We start from the raw sequence: 14827 nt of genomic DNA on the forward strand, positions 1-14827 counted from the left end.
ACGCCGGGCCTGCGCAGTGTTTATGATGAGTGGGCAGGTCCAGGGATGGCCTCATTGGAACGGGCGACACGTAGCCGCAACAATGGATAAAAAGTCATACTAGCCATGTCCTCACGTCATACCTTGGATCCCAATGAAACGACTGCCTCCCCTGCCGGCGCTGCACACTTTTCTGATTACCGCGCAGTGCTGCAACTTCACCCGGGCCGCCGAACAGCTGCACATCACCCAAGGCGCGGTAAGCCGGCAGATCGCCGGGCTCGAAGATCACCTCGGTTATGAACTGTTCATCCGCCAGGCTCGCGGCCTCGATCTGACGGCCGAAGGACGGGAATGGCTGCCACGGGTGCAGCAGATTTTCGGCCTGATCGATGAGGCCGTTGAACAGATCGGCGAGAAGCGCGAAACCCTGCAACTCAAGGCGCCGACCTGCGTGATGCGCTGGCTGTTGCCGCGTCTTTTGCAGTGGCAACGGGAGCGGCCGGACGTGCCGGTGGAACTGACCACCACGGTCAAGCACGGCGTGGATTTTCATCGTGAGCAGTTCGATGCGGCGGTGATGTACGGCGTGCCACCGGACAGCACGTTGGCCTCGCAACGCCTGTTTGAAGAAATATTGACGCCGGTCTGTTCCAAACCGCTGCTTGAAGGCCCGGTGCCGTTGCAGACCCCGGAAGACCTTCAGCGGCACATGCTGCTGCACCCCACCCGTGATGAGCGTGACTGGAAAGCCTGGCTGGCCACGGCCAATGTGCGACTGAACAATGTCAGCAAGGGTCAGCACTTCGAAACCCTGGACCTGGCGATGTCGATGGCCTCACAGGGGACGGGGGTAGCGATTGGCGACTGGTCGTTGATTGGCGATGACTTGAGCGCCGGGCGACTGGTGATGCCGTTTGAGTTGAAGGTGAAAACGGGGTTGGCGTATTACCTGGTTTTGCCGCACAAGCCCGCACCTTCGCCGAAGTTGCAGGAATTGTTGGGGTGGTTGGTGGAGCAGGCTCAAGCGCGGTGAAAGCCTAAAATCTTGCTGCAATCCCCTTGTAGGAGTGAGCCTGCTCGCGATGGCGTTGGGTCAGTCGACATCACTGTTGAATGATCAACCGCTATCGCGAGCAGGCTCACTCCTACAGGGGATCGGTGATCTCAGTAGCCTACTGTGAACCGCTGGCGGGAGTGCTTCGGCACTTCCACTTCATCGATCATCGCAATCGCATAGTCGGCAAACGTGATCCAGCTGCGCCCTTCACGGCTCACCAGCAAATCATCCTGGCCGATCCGGAACACCCCCGTGCGTTCCCCTTCGACAAACTCCGCCGACGGTGACAAGAAGGTCCAGTCCAGGTCCTTTTCCTGTCGCAGGTTCTCAAGGAACAACGCCCCGGCACCCGCCTCGGCTTTGTACGCATCGGGAAAGCCCTCGCTGTCGATCACGCGAGTTCCGCCCGGCAACAACAACGAACCGGCACCGCCCACCACCAGCAGACGTTTCACCCCGGCCTTTTTCACCGGCCCGATCACCGCCGCGGCGGGCAGCGTCGAGAAATGCGCGGCGCTGATGACCACGTCATGACCCGCCACAGCGGCTTGCAACGCTGCGCCATCAAGGGCATCGACATGCTTGCTGACCACACCGGCACGCTGACCGATCTTCGACGTGTCGCGGGCAATGGCGGTGACGCTATGACCACGACGCAGGGCTTCTTCCAGCAATTGGCTGCCGGCACGGCCAGTGGCCCCGATGATTGCGATTTTGCTCATGACGTTCTCCAGTTGGCTTGGATGTAGATGTTGATCGTTCCCACTCTGCGTGGGAACGATCATTCACAGGTGTCCGGTCATTCGCCCCACTTCATCTCGCCCTTGGCGACTTTGGCGCTCAGCTCCAGCGAGCTTTCTTCGCCCAGCGTCGGGAAGCGTTTTTTCATCGCGGCGATCAGTGCGGCGGAATCCTTGGCCTTGGCGGTTTCTTCGTCGAACGCCTTGATGTATTCAGCCGTGAACCGCACGGCCGCCAGGGAGCGGGCGCTGTCACCGAGGTAATGACCCGGCACGATGGTGTTCGGTTTCAAGGTTTCGATGGCGTGCAGCGTCGTCAACCAATCGGCGTGGGACTGCGGGGTTTGCGTGTCGGCCATCCAGACATGGATGTTTTCTGCCACAACCACCCCACCGACAACCGCTTTGATCGATGGAATCCAGACGAAGGTGCGGTCCGGCTGCTTGCTGTCCAGCCCCACCACCTGCAATTTCTGCCCTTCCAGTATCAGGCTGTCGCCCTTGAGCACGCCGGGCACGATGGTTTTCGCCGGTACGTCAGCGCCCATTTTCGGGCCCCAGAACGCCAGTTTGCCGTCGACGGTGTGCTTGATGTGGTCCACGGTTGGCTGCGAAGCCAGCACTTTGGCGTTGGGGAACGCGGCGGTCAGGGTGTCGAGGCCGAAGTAATAATCCGGGTCGCCATGGCTGATGTAGATGGTGGTCAGTTGCTTGCCGCTGGCGCGGATTTTCTCGACCACCTGCTCGGCTTGGGATTTGCCGAACTGCGCATCCACCAGAATCGCTTCTTTCTCACCGCTGACCAGCACCGACGTCACCGGGAAGATCGCCTTGTCGCCGGGGTTGTAGACATCCAGGGTCAGGGTCGAGGCCGCCGCTGCATGGGCCGCGAAGCCGAGAGCGGCGGTGGCCAGCAAAATACGCTTGAGGGTGGTGAAACCGATCATCTGTTGCTCCGTAATCCGAATGCCATGCTTGGCGATGGGAGGGAGCTTAGTTGCATGACTCAGTACAAAAAATGCGATGCTTGAACATAGTTTGTTTCTGAAAGCGGGCAAATCATGGATCGTCTTCAAGCAATGCGCGTATTCGTCACGGTGGTCGACCTCGGCAGCCAGTCGGCCGCCGCCGATCATCTGGACCTGTCACGGCCGGTGGTTTCACGTTATCTGGCGGAACTGGAGGACTGGGTCGGTGCCCGGTTGATGCACCGCACCACCCGCAAATTGAGCCTGACCGCCGCCGGCGCCGAGATGCTGCCCCGCTGTCGGCAGATGCTCGACTTGTCCACCGACATGCAAGCCGCCGTGAGCGAGCCGGACGATGCACCGCGTGGGTTGCTGCGCATCAGTGTCAGCACTTCGTTTGGCCAGGCGCAACTGGCGGACGCCATGGCGGCCTACGTCAAACGTTACCCTGGCGTCAGCATCGACCTGCAGATGCTCGACCGCACCGTGAACCTGGTGGATGAGCGCATCGATCTGGCGATCCGCACCAGCAACGACCTGGACCCGAACCTGATCGCCCGACGGCTGACGGTCTGCCGCTCGGTGATCTGCGCCTCCCCGGGCTACCTGCGCGAACATCCAGCGCCGCAGCGGGTCGAGGACCTGAGCCAGCACAATTGCCTGACCCATTCCTACTTCGGCAAAAGCCTTTGGCATTTCGAGGAGGACGGCGAGCCGGTCTCGGTGACGGTGCAAGGCAACATCAGCGCCAACGAAGCCAGCACCCTGCTGCGCGTAACCATCGCCGGCGCCGGGGTGGCGATGCTGCCGAGTTATCAGGCCGGTGTGCATATTCACAGCGGCGAACTGATCCGCCTGTTGCCCGAGGCCGAGCCCCGGCAGATGAATATTTATGCGGTGTATGCGTCACGCAAACACATGCCAGCGGCGTTGCGCAGCCTGCTGGATTTCCTGGTGCTCAGATTTCCCGAAGAACCAGCGTGGGATATCGGCCTGTAACTCGCCGTAACCTTTGAGTTCGACACCAATCACCTGTGGGGGCGAGCAAGCTCGCTCCCACAGTGGGCACATCAGTGTTCTGAATATCGGGGTACGTACGATGCAGCTTTAGTGGCAACTCACCCGCGCTGACCTATGCTCAAAGTAATACCCAAGGGTATTTCGTTCAGAGGTCCACGCCATGAACATCAAAACAAGAAGGTACCTCACCATTTTCATCACCTGCGCGGTGACGCTGGCGCTGTATGGCACCGCAGCCTGGCGGGTCGAGCAGGCACGGCAACTGCCCCGTGAATTTGCGAGCTGCAACTTCGAACGCTGCATCCCCCACAACGCGACCCTCAATGCCCTGCGGTGACCCAGGGGATCAGGCCTCGTTGTCCTGATCGGCCTTCAAGCGGTCGCGGAACGCCTTGGGCGAAATACCCACGCGACGCCGGAACAGGCGTGTGAAGTTTGTAGGATCGGAAAACCCCAACACATCGGACATTTCGTAAATGGTCATGCTGGTGTAGGTCAGCAACCGCTTGGCCTCCAGCAATTGCCGTTCGTGCATGATCTGCAACGCCGGTTGCCCCGCCAGTTCACGGCACGTGCCGTTGAGGTGGGACACGGAAATCCCCAGCCGATGCGCGAGGTCTTCGACCTTGACGTGCTGACGGTAAGTCTCTTCCACCAGCTGGATAAACCCGTTGAGGTATTCCCGGGCGCGCTGCGGACGCTGGCTGGCGTTGCGGCGGGTGATCACCTGCCGGCTGACCCAGACCATGATCACGCTGACCAGTGAATGCATGAGCATTTCACGCGCCGGTTGGTGACCGGTGTATTCGTCTTGCAGCGCTGAAAACAGGCTGTTGAGGTAGTCACCGTCCTTGCCCGCCGGGTAGCTTTCAGCCTGGGCCAGCGCATTCACCGAGTTGCCCAGTTGCGCTTGCAGATGGGCGATCAGCGGCGCGGCGAGGGTCAAGACAAACCCTTCGACGTCTTCGGAAAATCGATAACCGTGCACCGACAACGGCGGCAGGATCAGCACGGTCGGCTCAGTCAGTTGCGTGCGTTTACCTTCGATCTCAAGCTCTGCCTGACCTTTGAAGATGAAGAGTAACTGACACAAATCGGCGTGACGGTGGGGTTTGATTTCCCATTGGTGTTCGCGGCTGCGTTTGGAAATGGTTTCGCAGTGCAGCAAGTCGGGGGTCGGCCAGTCCAGGCTTTCACCGTAGAGCTTGAACACTGGAATCGAAGGCAGGTCAGGCTTGTTCATCACTTCAATCCAGGCCTCGGGGGGTTACGGGCGATAATCGCACCGATTGGCAGAAAGAACAGGTATCGGCTCAGTTTTCACCTTCAATTGACAGACTCGCAAGGGAAAAATGCAAGCACTCGATCCATAAAAATAATTCACCGGCCTTGGTCGCGTGGAGCTTGCGAGTCCTGACAACAATGAAAACGCTGAAAACCCAAATCGCCATCATTGGCGCCGGTCCTGCCGGTTTACTGCTCGGTCAATTGCTGCACAACGCCGGTATCGACACCCTCATTCTTGAACGCCAGAGCCCGGATTATGTGCTCGGGCGAATCCGTGCCGGGGTCCTTGAACAAGGCATGGTAGAGCTGTTGCGTCAGGCTGGTGTGGGTCGGCGGATGGATGCCGAAGGCCTGGTGCACACCGGCTTCGAACTGGCACTCGATGGCCGTCAGGTACACATCGATTTGCAGGCATTGACCGGCGGCAAAACCGTGATGGTGTATGGCCAGACCGAGGTCACCCGTGACCTGATGGCCGCTCGTCGGGAGGCCGGCGCGCAGACGATTTATGACGCCGTCAACGTCATGCCACACGGGATGAAAAGCGCAGAACCTTTCGTCACCTTTGATAAGGATGGCGAGACGTATCGCCTCGATTGCGACTACATCGCCGGGTGCGACGGTTTCCACGGGGTGGCGCGCCAATCGATCCCCGACGACTGCCTCAAGGTGTTCGAGCGGGTCTATCCGTTTGGCTGGCTCGGCATCCTCGCCGACACGCCGCCGGTGCACGAAGAACTGGTGTACGCCCGCCACGAGCGCGGTTTTGCTTTGTGCAGCATGCGCTCGGCGACCCGCACCCGGTATTACCTTCAGGTACCGGCCGAGGACCAGGTGCAGGACTGGTCGGATCAGCGTTTCTGGGATGAGTTGAAATTGCGCCTGCCGCCAGCGTTGGCTGCGTCGTTGGTCACCGGCCCGTCCATCGAAAAAAGCATCGCGCCGTTGCGCAGTTTTGTCGTTGAACCGATGCAATTCGGGCGCATGTTCCTGGTCGGCGACGCGGCGCACATCGTCCCGCCCACCGGCGCCAAGGGCCTGAACCTGGCCGCCAGTGACGTCAGCACGTTGTTCAATATTCTGTTGAAGGTCTATCGGGAAGGACGCGTGGATTTGCTGGAGAAATACTCCGAAATCTGCCTGCGCCGCGTGTGGAAAGCCGAGCGGTTTTCCTGGTGGATGACTTCTATGCTGCATCGCTTTGACGACCATGACGCGTTCAGCCAGCGCATCAGCGAGTCGGAACTGGACTACTTTGTCGGCTCCGAAGCCGGTCGAAAAACCATTGCAGAAAATTACGTCGGGCTTGCGTACGAGGCTATCGAATAGCTTGCTACCGACTTACACTGCGAGCATTCCCGCTCGCCTTGCCACTTGCGGGTCCATCTCTGCCCGCAGGTTTTACCGTGACCAATCTCAACCAGCCTGACACGCCCAAACCGGCCATTCGCAGCGTGCTGATCGCCCTGATGCTGGCGATCTTTCTCGGCGCGCTGGACCAGACCATCGTCGCTGTCTCGATGCCGGCGATTTCCGCCCAGTTCAAGGACGTCAGCCTGCTGGCCTGGGTGATTTCCGGGTACATGGTGGCGATGACGGTGGCGGTGCCGATCTACGGCAAGCTCGGCGATTTGTATGGTCGGCGCAAGCTGATGCTGTTCGGCATGGGCCTGTTCACCCTCGCCTCGTTGTTCTGCGGCATGGCCCAGAGCATGGAGCAATTGGTGCTGGCGCGGATCATTCAGGGCATCGGTGCCGGCGGGATGATTTCGGTCAGTCAGGCGATCATCGGCGACATCGTCCCGCCCCGGGAGCGCGGTCGTTATCAGGGTTACTTCAGCAGCATGTACGCCGTGGCCAGCGTGGCCGGCCCGGTGCTGGGCGGTTACATGACCGAGTATTTGTCGTGGCGCTGGGTATTCTTGATCAATCTGCCCCTGGGACTGGGTGCCTGGGTGGTGGCCCATCGAACGCTGGTCGGGCTGCCGGTGCCGCAGCGCAAACCTGTGATCGACTACCTCGGCACGTTGCTGATGATCATCGGCTTGACCGCGTTGTTGCTGGGCATCACGCAGGTCGGTCAGGGTCATTCGTGGCGCAGCGCGCAAGTGCTGGGACTGTTTGCCGGCGCGGTGGTGATTCTTGGGATGTTCGTCTGGCATGAGCGCCGGGCACGGGAGCCGTTGTTGCCGATGCATCTGTTCGCCAACCGCAACGCGATTTTTTGCTGGTGCACGATTTTCTTCACCAGTTTCCAGGCGATCTCGCTGATCGTGCTGATGCCGCTGCGCTTCCAGAGTGTCACCGGCGCCGGTGCCGACAGCGCCGCACTGCACCTGTTGCCGCTGGCGATGGGTTTGCCGATTGGCGCCTATTTTGCCGGACGCCGGACCTCGGTGACCGGGCGCTACAAACCAATGATCCTGAGCGGCGCGGCGCTGATGCCGATGGCGATTCTGGGTATGGCGTTCAGCCCGCCTCAGGCGTTTGTGCTCAGCAGTTTGTTCATGTTGTTGTGCGGGATCGCCAGCGGCATGCAATTCCCGACGTCTTTGGTCGGCACACAGAACTCGGTGGACCAGCGCGACATCGGTGTCGCCACCAGCACCACCAATCTGTTCCGCTCCCTGGGCGGCGCGGTGGGGGTGGCGTTGATGTCGGCGCTGCTGCTGGCGTTGTTGCAGGATTCAAGCTTCGCGCACATTGCCGGTTCGTCGCTGATCGTCGAGGGCAGTTCCGGGAATGTCTTGCTCGACGGTTTGAACGCCGCGCCGGGCGATGCGCAAAACGCCTTGCGTGCGGAGTTGTTGCTGACGTTCAGGTATTTGTTGATGGTGAGTGCGGCGGTGTCGTTGCTGGGACTGGCGGCGGCGATTGCGATGCCGAATATGTTGCTGCGGGGGCGGGAAGACAAGGTCCGGTAGACACACCGAGTCGTCTGCCAATCGCGAGCAGGCTCACTCCTACAGGGGATCTCCGGTGCTCACAATATTTGTGTACGGGCGGAGATCCAGTAGGAGTGAGCCTGCTCGCGATAGCTATCTGTCAGTCACAGTGATTCAAGGGCTGTAATACCCGACTGCCACCAGAAAATGCCCGACCTTCTTCAGGTAGGCATGCTTGTCCTCAACCTTGTTGGTCACCGGGTTTTTCCAGCGGTATTCGTATTCGCCGTAATCCTGCTTGGCCATCAACGCCAGGATAGGCTCGCCCACCGGTTTGCCCTCCGGGTCCTTGATCTTGCCGAAGTCGGTGTTGATCAGCCGCAGGTTGGTGCCGTGGGCCACGTAGCGTTGGGTGTCCAGGTCGACGACGAACACGTACAGGTCATCCTGCAGGTAACCGCCCTTGAGGGAATTGATCGCGGTCAGTGTGCCCTTCTCGTCCTTGGCCAGATCGGTCGCGGCTTTGTTCAACAGCGCCATCGCCTGTTCCGCTGACGCCCGTGGCAGGTAGTAACCGACCGCCAGAATCCGCTGACCGACGCGCTGATAGAACACATGTTTGCGCTCGACCTTGCCGTCAGACCAGTTCTGCCAGCGGTATTCCGCCTGCTGGATGCCATTGCCCTCCGGCACTTTCAAGGCGTCCTTGAAGGCTTTCTGCAAGTCCGGCCCGAGGGTCTCGGTGACATCCCGCCCGATCAATGCCGCCGACGGCCCGCCACTGGCGAGCATCACGCCCTTGGTATCGACCACGAACACATAGCGATCCTTGTCGACAAACTCGCCCTGACGGCTGAACGCCGCAAAGGCCTTGTCGCCATTGTCATGGTAGTAAGCCAGGGCTTTTTCCAGCAAGGCTTTGGCGGCCTGGCTGTCATCCTTTTCCGCCGTGGCGGCGTGAACCTGCCCCAGGCACAGCAAAAGCATCCCGCCCAATAAGGCCAGTTTGTGCAAAACCCCCATAGCGCATCCCTCGTTCTTGTCGGTGTTTCAAGAGCGTAGACGGCAATGGGAGATACACCCGGTCCTGAAGCAGCGGTCGAGCCTTGGCGAGGCTGCGTCTGCGGTCTACCTGAAAGACCGCTGGGTAGATTTTACGACTGCTTCGCAGCCGGACGCCGCCTCGCTGGAGCTCGACAGCGGCTACAGGGGCCCGGGGGTTACTGGCGGGCGCGCAGTTGCTGCTGCAGGTTCTGGATCTGCGCCTGAAGGGTGTTGATGTTGCGGGTGACCTGGGCGCGGAATGCGTCGAACTCGGCGGTATTGGTGGAGCCTTGCGCTGCGGCCGGGCGGTTGTCCTGCTCGCTTTTGAGCACGATCATGTCTTGTTCCAGGCGCTCGATCGCGGCGCTTGGGTTGCCTTGTTTTTTCAGCGCGACGATATCGGCGCCGAGGCTTTTAAGCTGTGCGTCGAATTTGCTGCTGTCGTCCGGGGCGCTTTTCAGGGCGGTCAACTCAGTGCTCAAGGCTTTTAGCTGCGCCTGCAACTGAGTATTGGCCGTCTGATGCTCGGTGCTCTGGGCGGCAAGCTGCGCCAGACGTTTATCCAGGTCGCTGGTTTGTGCGGTCATTTGCGCCAGGCGCTTGTCCAGATCGGTGGTCTGACCGACAACACCCTGCTGCTGTTTGCTCTGATCCAGCAGTTTGGTTTCCAGATCCTTGATTTGCAGTTTCAGCGCTTCGCTGTCGCTGGTGACGTTGGTCTGGCTGGCGACGACCTTGCCGGAAATATCCTGCAAGCGTCCCGCCGCTTCCTCACTGATGCGCGCGAAACTTTCCTGGGTTGCGACCAGTTGTTGTTCCATCAACGAAATCTGCTGAAAACTCCACCAGGCCAGGCCCGCAAACGCAAAAAACAACGCGCCGACCAATGCCCACAGCGGGCCGGTGCTGGCGCTTTTGACCTTCACCACCGGCACTGGACGGGAATGCACGCTGGTACGGACGGTGGGCGGAAAATCATCATCGTCGAGGCTGTCGGCACGCAGGCTCGGGACATCATCGAAATCGTCGTTGGCATCGTTACGCATGGACATTGAGTCAACCTTTGTGGAACGCGGTGATGGCTTTATGCGGCGAGTATAAACCCCACTGCCGCACCGATTGACTCTCTATACCCCACTCGGTTCAGTACGGGCAGGCAGGTCCTGGCACGTCAGCGGATGTCCTGGGCCTTCCACCAACTGCAAAATTCATCGAGGGCGGCCCAGACACTGACTTTCGGATCGTAGTCCAGATAATGCCGGGCGCGGCTGATGTCCAAGGTGAAATTTTTGTTCATGACCTGCATGCCCAGTCGCGACAAGGTCGGCTCGGGGCGCCCCGGCCACAGCTTGCACACCCCTTCGTTGAGTGCCGCGACGGTGTAGCCCAGACCGTAGGAACGGTAGCGCGTCACTTGTGGGACTTGCATGTTGCGCATGACGTAATTGACCACGTCCCACAACGGAATCGGCGTTCCGTTACTGATGTTGTAGGCCTTGCCCAAGGCCGAGCCACTGGCGAGCAAACTGCTGAGCAACGCTTCGTTGAGGTTTTGCACGCTGGTGAAGTCGACCTTGTTCAGGCCGTTGCCGATGATCGCCAAGCGTCCTTTGCGCTGCATTTTCAGCAGGCGCGGGAAGATGCTCATGTCACCCGCACCCGTGACGAAGCGCGGGCGCAGGGCCAGGGTTTCGAGGCCGAACTCCTGGGCGCCAAAGACTTTTTGCTCGGCGAGGAATTTGGTGGCCGCATAGGGATGCTTGAAGCGCTTGGGCACTTGTTCTTCGGTCAAACCCAGATGATCACGGCCATCGAAGTAGATCGACGGCGACGACAAGTGCACCAAGCGCCGAACCCGCTGTTTCAGGCAGGCTTCAACCACGTTTTCGGTGACCTGAACGTTGCCTTGATGAAAGTCCTGATAACGCCCCCACAGCCCCACCGCCCCCGCGCAATGGACCACGGCTTCGACGTCTGAACACAGGTCGCGCGCCAGTTCCGGGTCGCTCAAGTCGCCCTGAATGAACTCGGCGCCACGGCGCACCAGGTGTTCGACGCTTTCGGCCCGGCGACCGTTGACCCGCACGTCCAGGCCCTGCTCAAGGGCGAAACGCGCAAAGCGTCCGCCGATGAAGCCGCTTGCGCCGGTGACCAGAATTTTCATGTAGTGCTCCACAAATGCAGCGGTGAGCTTCAAGCCACAAGCTGCAAGTTAAAAACGATCCGCAAGCGCTTCACTTGCCGCTTGCAGCTTGACGCTTACGGCTGTGTCCAAGGCACCAGCCATTGCTTCGACGAACGCACCAATTGATCGGTCAACAACCCCAGAAGCTGACCGCCATTGCGCCAATGATGCCAGTACAGCGGCACGTCGATGGGCTTATCTGGCAAAAGCTCCCGCAAAACACCGCGTTCCAGTTGCTCACGCACCTGCAATTCCGGCACCAGCCCCCAGCCGAGACCGGCCTCGGTCAAGCGAATGAAGCCTTCAGACGAGGGACATAAATGGTGTTCAAAACCGCCGTCGACCCCAAGGGAGGCGAGGTAGCGATGCTGCAGGAAATCGTCCGGGCCAAACACCAAGGCCGGGGTTTTCGCCAGTTGATCGGCGCGCACACCTTCCGGAAAATGGCGCGCGATGAACGCCGGACTGGCCAACGCCCGATAACGCATCGCCCCCAGCAAAACGCTGCGGGCCCCGGCCACCGGGCGTTCACTGGCGCAGACACAGGCCGCCACTTCGCCGGCGCGCATGCGTTTGAGGCCGACGGTCTGGTCTTCGACCACCAGGTCCAGCAACAAATGTTGTTCGGCACAGAAATCGCCCACCGCTTGCGCCCACCACGTGGCGAGGCTGTCGGCATTCAAGGCGATGCGCAGACGCTCCGGCAGCCCTTCTTCATCCAGCGCTGGCACCAGGGTTTGCAAGTCGCGCTCCAGCAAACGCACTTGCTGCACATGGTTGAGCAGGCGCCGTCCAATTTCCGTCGGCGCCGGCGGTGTGACCCGCACCAGCACCGGCTGGCCGACCCGCGCCTCCAGCAGTTTGATCCGCTGGGAGATCGCCGATTGCGACAAGCCCAGCACCTGCGCGGCCCGTTCGAAACCGGCCTGCTCGACCACGGCGGCCAGGGCAGAGAGTAATTTATAGTCGAACATCAGTTTTCCTAATGAGCGATCAGCATGATTGGTTTTTCTTATACAGGTTAGCAGCGGAGAATGCCCAGCAAGATCTCTTCAACAAGGAACACCGACATGGCTGGCGAAACTTCATTGGCAACCCTGCTGCGCAGCATGAGCCCGCAACTCAACGCCGGCGAATACGTGTTCTGTACCTTGCGCGACGGCAAGCTGCCAGTGGGCCTTGAGATCGTCGGCAGCTTTCGCGAGCAGGAAGGTCTGACCGTGATCCTGGAACGTTCCCACGCCCAACAGGCCGGTTTCAGTTTCGACTACGTCGCGGCCTGGATCACCTTGAATGTGCATTCGGCGCTGGAAGCGGTCGGCCTGACCGCCGCCTTCGCCACCGCATTGGGCAAGGCCGGCATCAGCTGCAACGTGATCGCCGGCTATTACCACGATCACCTGTTTGTCGGTCAGGCCGACGCCGAACGCGCACTCCACGTGCTGCGTGACCTGGCGGCCAACGCGGAGTAAACCTTATGTGGCAAAGCTATGTGAACGGCCTGTTGGTGGCCGCCGGGCTGATCATGGCGATCGGCACGCAGAATGCGTTTGTGCTGGCGCAAAGTCTTCGTCGCGAACATCACTTGCCAGTGGCGGCACTGTGCGTCGCTTGCGATGCCTTGCTCGTGGCCGCCGGGGTGTTTGGCCTCGCCACGGTACTGGCGCATAACCCGACCCTGCTGGCGGTTGCCCGTTGGGGCGGCGCGGTGTTTCTGATTTGGTACGGCAGCCAGGCACTGCGCAGGGCTTTCTCGAAACAGAGCCTGCAAAAGGGTGAAAACCAGACCGTGCGTTCACTGCGCGCGGTGATGCTCAGCGCCCTGGCCGTGACATTGCTCAACCCGCACGTTTATCTGGACACGGTGTTGCTGATCGGCTCCCTCGGTGCCCAACAAACCGAACCCGGCGCTTATGTGGTGGGCGCGGCCAGTGCTTCGTTGCTGTGGTTCTTCACCCTGGCGCTGGGCGCGGCATGGTTGGCGCCCTGGCTCGCGCGGCCAAGCACCTGGCGGATTCTTGATCTGCTGGTGGCGGTGATGATGTTTGCGGTGGCGTTTCAATTAATCGTCACCCCCTGAATATTCCAAAAGGCTCTGGAACCTCTATCCCACACAGTTGTTGCGTGGTTATGCCGCACCCCCGGTGCTATGATCCGATCCGATGCGCCGCAAAGAGTACAAACTCCCCGGCGCTTGTCTGGCCGCCCGTGATCGGCCTTGCGCTCACCGCAACTGACCTGATTAGGAGAATCATCATGGCTTTCGAATTGCCGCCGCTGCCTTACGCACACGATGCCCTGCAGCCGCACATTTCCAAGGAAACTCTGGAATACCACCACGACAAGCACCACAACACCTACGTCGTGAACCTGAACAACCTGGTGCCAGGCACCGAGTTCGAAGGCAAGACCCTGGAAGAAATCGTTAAATCTTCCTCGGGCGGCATCTTCAACAACGCCGCTCAGGTCTGGAACCACACTTTCTACTGGAACTGCCTGGCGCCAAACGCCGGCGGTCAACCTACCGGCGCACTGGCTGAAGCCATCAACGCTTCGTTCGGTTCGTTCGACAAGTTCAAGGAAGAATTCAGCAAGACTTCCATCGGCACCTTCGGTTCCGGTTGGGGCTGGCTGGTGAAAAAGGCTGACGGTTCCCTGGCCCTGGCCAGCACCATCGGCGCCGGCAACCCGCTGACCAACGGCGACACCCCGCTGCTGACCTGCGACGTCTGGGAACACGCCTACTACATCGACTACCGCAACGTTCGTCCGAAATACGTCGAAGCGTTCTGGAACCTGGTCAACTGGAAATTCGTGGCTGAGCAGTTTGAAGGCAAAACCTTCACCGCTTAAGATCGATGCCAGACAAAAAACCCGGCTTTTATGCCGGGTTTTTTATTGCCTGGAGAAATGTGTCGACTATTCGGGCGCCTTCGCGAGCAGGCTCGCGAAGAACGATAACGCGGTCTACGCCGGATCGACTTTATCCAAGGCCCGGTTCACCGCCAACTCCGCCAGCATGATGATCTGCTGAATCGCCAACACCGTATTACGCTGCGGGCCGATCAGGTTCGCGGCGAAATCGCTGGTCATGACGCTGGCAGAGGCCAGTGACTCGCAGGCCTGGGCCAGGAGGCTTTCGGTGTCCATGTTGGGAGCGATCATGTACATCGTGCTGGGGCGGCGGGGTTTTTCGGTGTATTGGGACTGGGGGATCGAGGTAATAGTCGAGTGCGCGTTTGATGGCTTCGCGGTCTCGCAGGAGAGCTTCGGATTGGGTTTCTTCGGCGTCTGGGTCGGTGGTGTTCAAGGGTGGATCGGGAATCAATTTGTCCATTGTATTTCTCCAGCGTTGGGGCCCCCACTTGCCGCTTCTCACACGGCGAAGAGGTGGCAGCTATGTGCGAGGTGAGAAGACCGGTTATGGACACCCGGCCGGACCGAAGTCCGCCCGCACACAGCCGCCATAACGCAATTACTGGCAGCGAGTAAGCTGGCGGCGATTATGCGTGTACAGACACTGGATGACCATAAGTTGCCGGGCTCTCACACCCGGTCGCTGAGTTTTCAGCGACAGCCAGAGGTTAGAGACAGGGCTTCCTACCCAGCAACCTGAAAAATGCGTGGGAAATCTCTGCGTTTTTTACACATCGTTCAAC

15 protein-coding genes and 1 pseudogene are annotated in these 14827 nt (G+C 60.0%); 8 read left to right on the forward strand and 8 right to left on the reverse strand.

Going from position 1 to position 14827, the window contains the following annotated elements:
* The first annotated feature begins 133 nt into the window (after window positions 1-133).
* Entirely contained in the window at window positions 134-1015 is an 882-nt protein-coding gene (locus H8F22_RS19340; protein ID WP_027922886.1) for a LysR substrate-binding domain-containing protein, read from the forward strand.
* Window positions 1016-1146: 131 nt separating this feature from the next.
* Here the strand turns inward: H8F22_RS19340 and H8F22_RS19345 are convergent, their stop codons facing one another.
* Window positions 1147-1761, reverse strand: a complete 615-nt coding sequence (locus H8F22_RS19345) for an NAD(P)-dependent oxidoreductase (RefSeq protein ID WP_027922885.1) — start codon at window positions 1759-1761, stop codon at window positions 1147-1149.
* A 77-nt stretch (window positions 1762-1838) separates the two neighbouring features.
* Window positions 1839-2726, reverse strand: coding sequence for an MBL fold metallo-hydrolase (locus H8F22_RS19350; RefSeq protein ID WP_059182248.1), 888 nt, complete (start codon window positions 2724-2726; stop codon window positions 1839-1841).
* A gap of 114 nt (window positions 2727-2840) precedes the next feature.
* Here H8F22_RS19350 and H8F22_RS19355 point away from each other — a divergent pair, with 114 nt between their 5' ends.
* Complete coding sequence (locus H8F22_RS19355; RefSeq protein ID WP_218186575.1) at window positions 2841-3746, forward strand: LysR family transcriptional regulator; 906 nt, start codon at window positions 2841-2843, stop codon at window positions 3744-3746.
* Between the two features lie 181 nt (window positions 3747-3927).
* Window positions 3928-4104 (forward strand): hypothetical protein, encoded by a 177-nt coding sequence (locus tag H8F22_RS19360; protein ID WP_170219114.1) that lies wholly within the window; start codon window positions 3928-3930, stop codon window positions 4102-4104.
* A gap of 9 nt (window positions 4105-4113) precedes the next feature.
* Here the strand turns inward: H8F22_RS19360 and H8F22_RS19365 are convergent, their stop codons facing one another.
* Window positions 4114-5010, reverse strand: coding sequence for a helix-turn-helix domain-containing protein (locus H8F22_RS19365; protein WP_027922882.1), 897 nt, complete (start codon window positions 5008-5010; stop codon window positions 4114-4116).
* Window positions 5011-5189: 179 nt separating this feature from the next.
* On the opposite strand from H8F22_RS19365, the gene pobA reads away from it, so the two are divergent.
* Together pobA and H8F22_RS19375 are read left to right on the forward strand one after the other, a co-directional pair.
* Complete coding sequence (pobA, locus tag H8F22_RS19370; protein WP_194940564.1) at window positions 5190-6383, forward strand: 4-hydroxybenzoate 3-monooxygenase; 1194 nt, start codon at window positions 5190-5192, stop codon at window positions 6381-6383.
* A 77-nt stretch (window positions 6384-6460) separates the two neighbouring features.
* On the forward strand, window positions 6461-7978 hold the full coding sequence (locus H8F22_RS19375) for an MDR family MFS transporter (protein WP_027922880.1): 1518 nt from the start codon (window positions 6461-6463) through the stop codon (window positions 7976-7978).
* Window positions 7979-8113: 135 nt separating this feature from the next.
* Here H8F22_RS19375 and H8F22_RS19380 read toward each other — a convergent pair whose 3' ends face one another.
* The 4 genes from H8F22_RS19380 to H8F22_RS19395 form a co-directional block, all read right to left on the reverse strand.
* On the reverse strand, window positions 8114-8962 hold the full coding sequence (locus tag H8F22_RS19380) for a cache domain-containing protein (RefSeq protein WP_027922879.1): 849 nt from the start codon (window positions 8960-8962) through the stop codon (window positions 8114-8116).
* A 197-nt stretch (window positions 8963-9159) separates the two neighbouring features.
* Window positions 9160-10035: a coiled-coil domain-containing protein gene (locus H8F22_RS19385; protein ID WP_027922878.1), complete on the reverse strand. Its 876-nt coding sequence runs from the start codon at window positions 10033-10035 to the stop codon at window positions 9160-9162.
* A 119-nt stretch (window positions 10036-10154) separates the two neighbouring features.
* Window positions 10155-11147 carry an NAD-dependent epimerase/dehydratase family protein gene (locus H8F22_RS19390; RefSeq protein ID WP_027922877.1) on the reverse strand — a complete coding sequence of 331 codons (993 nt, stop codon included), beginning with the start codon at window positions 11145-11147 and terminating at the stop codon, window positions 10155-10157.
* Window positions 11148-11242: 95 nt separating this feature from the next.
* The gene (locus tag H8F22_RS19395) at window positions 11243-12142 is read right to left on the reverse strand and encodes a LysR family transcriptional regulator ArgP (RefSeq protein WP_059182246.1); all 900 of its coding nucleotides are present in this window, start codon (window positions 12140-12142) and stop codon (window positions 11243-11245) included.
* A 96-nt stretch (window positions 12143-12238) separates the two neighbouring features.
* Here H8F22_RS19395 and H8F22_RS19400 point away from each other — a divergent pair, with 96 nt between their 5' ends.
* The 3 genes from H8F22_RS19400 to H8F22_RS19410 all read left to right on the forward strand — a co-directional run bounded on the left by H8F22_RS19400 (window position 12239) and on the right by H8F22_RS19410 (window position 14021).
* Window positions 12239-12640 carry an ACT domain-containing protein gene (locus H8F22_RS19400; RefSeq protein WP_027922875.1) on the forward strand — a complete coding sequence of 134 codons (402 nt, stop codon included), beginning with the start codon at window positions 12239-12241 and terminating at the stop codon, window positions 12638-12640.
* A 5-nt stretch (window positions 12641-12645) separates the two neighbouring features.
* Entirely contained in the window at window positions 12646-13248 is a 603-nt protein-coding gene (locus H8F22_RS19405; RefSeq protein ID WP_027922874.1) for a LysE/ArgO family amino acid transporter, read from the forward strand.
* 176 nt (window positions 13249-13424) lie between these two features.
* Window positions 13425-14021 (forward strand): superoxide dismutase, encoded by a 597-nt coding sequence (locus H8F22_RS19410; protein WP_008034365.1) that lies wholly within the window; start codon window positions 13425-13427, stop codon window positions 14019-14021.
* A 114-nt stretch (window positions 14022-14135) separates the two neighbouring features.
* Here the strand turns inward: H8F22_RS19410 and H8F22_RS19415 are convergent.
* A pseudogene (locus H8F22_RS19415) lies at window positions 14136-14505 on the reverse strand (DUF6124 family protein).
* Window positions 14506-14827 lie beyond the last annotated feature (322 nt).

Origin of the sequence: Pseudomonas mucoides (genome assembly GCF_015461845.1) — a bacterium.
Taxonomy (GTDB): Bacteria; Pseudomonadota; Gammaproteobacteria; order Pseudomonadales; family Pseudomonadaceae; genus Aquipseudomonas; species Aquipseudomonas mucoides.